The sequence below is a fragment of the Sphingobium sp. HDIP04 genome (assembly GCF_000445085.1).
Lineage (GTDB): Bacteria > Pseudomonadota > Alphaproteobacteria > Sphingomonadales > Sphingomonadaceae > Sphingobium > Sphingobium indicum.
Genome location: NZ_ATDO01000099.1, coordinates 1 through 3,518 on the forward strand (window position 1 = coordinate 1; position 3,518 = coordinate 3,518).

At 69.6% G+C, this 3,518-nt stretch carries 1 protein-coding gene and 1 pseudogene; both read right to left on the minus strand.

The window, feature by feature from the left end; all coding sequences use genetic code 11:
- Positions 1–78: 78 nt before the first annotated feature.
- Entirely contained in the window at positions 79–1,470 is a 1,392-nt protein-coding gene (locus L286_RS38125; protein WP_031286023.1) for a multiheme c-type cytochrome, read from the minus strand.
- A gap of 108 nt (positions 1,471–1,578) precedes the next feature.
- Positions 1,579–3,518: pseudogene (locus L286_RS38130) on the minus strand (histidine kinase); the annotation flags it as partial.

Below are 3,518 nucleotides of genomic sequence, written 5' to 3' on the forward strand. Positions count from 1 at the left end.
CACCGCCCCCACCCCCGCAGGAGGACAGGATCAGCGCCGCAATCGTCGCCAGCGCGCCCAGCCGGTGATGCCGCCCCTTCATTGCAGCGCCCCGATGCTGCGCGCCGCGCTGCCCAGCGCGGACCGGAATTCGGCGGGGCGATAGGCGTTCGGCTCCTTCACCGCCGCATAGGCGCGGTTGACCTCCGCCCTGATGCCCGCCGCCGCGCCCACGGTCACGCGGCCGGATTTGACCATGCCGTTCAGCAGCGTGTCGACCGCCATCACCGCCTGCACCGACCCCTCATAGTCGGTGAAGCGCGGCGATATGGCGCTGCCCGCAATCTCGCGCACGATGGCGAAGGCCATATCGCCCTGCATCCCGCCGCCCGGCCCGCCCGTCGCAAAGGCGTCGGCCAAGGCCCGCGCACTGCCCGCCAGCCTGCCCGCCGCCGCGACTGCCGCCGTCCGGTCTCGCGCAATCGCCGCATGGAAAGCCCGGCTGTCGGCGTCGAACCTGACTGCCAATCCCGGCGCGGCCACCCGCGCCGCCGCCGAAAGCATGATCATATTCTCGTCATTGAAGGGCGGCATTCCCGCCGGGATCGGCCGTCCCGGATTGGCTTCCCACGTCTTGCTGCGTTCCGCCTGATCGTAGATGCGGCGATGGCAGCTCTGGCAGTCGAAGAAGTAGAATTCGGGGAAAGCCCCTTCCGTCCCCTTCGCCCCGGCATAGAGGGTCAGCGCCCGCTCCACCGCCATGGCCTGCCCCACGGCCCACAGCTTCAGACTGTCGGTCCGCCCCTTGCGCTGCGCATAGTCGGCATCCTCGTCATGATGCGCCTGCATGGAGGAAAAAAGGTCCAGTTCGAAGGAAATGCGCGGATGCCCCGCCGCCATGATCCGGTGGTCGACGAACTGCCCGTCGCGCGCGCTGCCGAAATGGCAGTCGAGACAGACCGAGGCCCGCGCCTGCGGCCGGTCCAGCGACGTCATCCCCGCCGCGACATTGGCGGCATGGCTGCCCCCCACCGCATAATGCGAAGCGATCCAGCCGCTCGCCGCGCCATGGCAGGCTTCGCAGCCCACGCCGTCCTGCGCCAGGAAACGCGCCCCACGCGCCCCCGCCGGAGTAGAATGGCATCCCAGGCAGGCAGGCGCGGAAGCCGCGTCGTCCAGCCCCAATGTCGCCGCGATCTGCTGCCCCCGCCTGCCGTTCAGCACGGCGAAGGCCCGGCTATGCGCGCCGCCCGGCGTCGAAGGCTCCTGCCAGCGCATCAGCTCATCCTGACGAACGACCTTGCCGTCGCCCTCCATCCGGCCATGGCAGGTGGACCCGGCGCAGGAGGCGACGCCCACATAGGTCCGCGCCGCAGGAGCCGCATCCGATCTTCCGCCGGGCAAGCACAGCAACAGCACCCCCAGCAGCACGGCCACCAAGACCATGCCGCCAACGGACCTACCGATCGCCCTGCCCTTACCGCCCCCCATTCACCACGCCCCCGTGCCGGCTGATTCGAACGCTTTCCCCTGCGTCCGCCGCGCTTTTCTCTCTACGGGTTCAACCCGTTGTTTCAATCCCGTTTTGGTCGCGACCATCTATTGGGGCGCATCGCAGGCCGGTTCGTCCGGCCCGCCGCAGGACCGCTCCCACAAATCCTCATTGCCCGCGCCCGTCACCGGCTCGTCGATCAACGGCGGATAGCCCTGCGCCACGATGTCGCGCAATTCGATGAGGGACAATGTGAAGATGCGGCTGACCGACACCGAAGGGTCAAGCACGCCGTTCCACGTGTCCCGGCTGTCGAAGCCGGCGCTGGTGCAGGCGGCCGGATTGCCGATCAGGCAGCCATTGACCTTCGATCCCAGGGCATAGGCGCCGTTGACCGCGACCAGCGGGATCGTCTCCAGCCCCTGCGCGAAGCCGCCCATCGGCAGCGCCAGTTGCCCGTTGATCGCGATCTGCAAAGCCGTGCCCTGGGACGCGATCGACAGTTCGTTGGCCGTGAAGCCGCGCCGGTCAAGGATCGCGCTGGACAGGCCGCTATTCTGGATGAAGAAGCCTTGGCTCGCGTTCACCCTGATGGTTCCGGCGCGCAATATGCCGGCATCGTCCACCCATCCGTCATTCTGCGCCAGGCGCAATTCCCTGGCGATCAGCGAGTTCGCCGAGGCGATGTCCGCCATGGCCGATGGAGACGCGGCGATGATGCTGGGGCTGTCCAGCGTGAGAACCCCGCCCAGTCCGCCATTGCCGTCGCTGATGTCGATCAGACCGGCGCCTGCCACGATCTCCAGCGCCCGGCCCGCCGACAGGGTCAGTCCGCCTTGCCCCGACCGCCCGGTCAGCCGCACCGCCCCCTGGACGCGCAGATGCCCGCCGGTGCCGATCGCCAGTACGCCGCCGCTCGCCAGATTGGCCGCGCCCAGGGTCAGATCCTGAACGATGAGATCCGGCGATCCCGCGATGCCCCGCGCCTGCGCGTTGATGGCGATTTCCGCCGCCGCGACCCGCGCAAGTTCGGCCATAGAGAGGCTGTAGGCTCCCGCGACATCGCCGCCGGCGATATAAGCGGGCTGTTGCAGGTTCACGGCGTTGAAGACCACGCGGCTCGTTCCGCCCAGGCTGCCCACCTGCGCCGCGCCGCCGATGACGATGTCGCTCGCGCCGATGGTAATGATCCCGCCGCTGGCCGATCCCGACAGGCTGAGCGGTCCTCCGGCGTTCAGGGTCAGCGGTCCGGTCGAGGCGATGGCCTGCGCGATGTTCATCGCACCGCTCGAACCCAGGTTGACGAGCGCGCCGGCGGCGGTGATCGCGCCTGCCGACGCAATATCGGTCACGACCAGACTGCCCGCGCCTGCGTCCAGCATGCTCGCGCCGCCGGATGTCAGGCCGAAGGCATCGATCCCCTGTCCCGACAGCGTCAGGTCGCCACCCGCGACCGCCGCGCTGCCATTGGCGAGATCGATATGGCCGCCTGCCAGGATCGTCAGATCGCCGGCCGCCCGCATCGCGCCCGCGGAGAGCATGCTGACATTGCCTGGCGCCGTGAACAGGATGCTGTCCGCGAACAGGCTGTCGCTGCCCTGCGGCCGCCCGTCATGGCTGAGGTCGATATGCGTGCCCGACTGGCCCGTCAGCGCGCCAGTCGCCGCCATGCCGCCTGCCCCCGCGAAGGCGAAGGAAAGCGGCCCATCGCTCGTGAAATCGGCATCGCCGCCGATCCGCACGGCGTTGGCGGCGCTAATGGAAATGCCGGAAAGGCCGGCGATCGGAGCGCCCAGGCTGGAAAGCGCGACCGATCCGTCGACGATGAGCCCGCCATTGGCTGCCGTGCTGCTGTCGGTGAAGCGGACGAGGCCGCCGGCGTCGCCGCTCGCGCTCATGAGCAGCGCGCCGATCCGCCGCTGCGCGCCCGGAGACAGCACGCCGCCGTCGCCATTGGCGAAGCTGGCGGTGCCGCCGCTGCCCAGGCCGGTTGCGCCTGCGGCGGAAGCGCCGCCCGGCCCGGAGCCGCCCATGCCGCCAAGGCCCC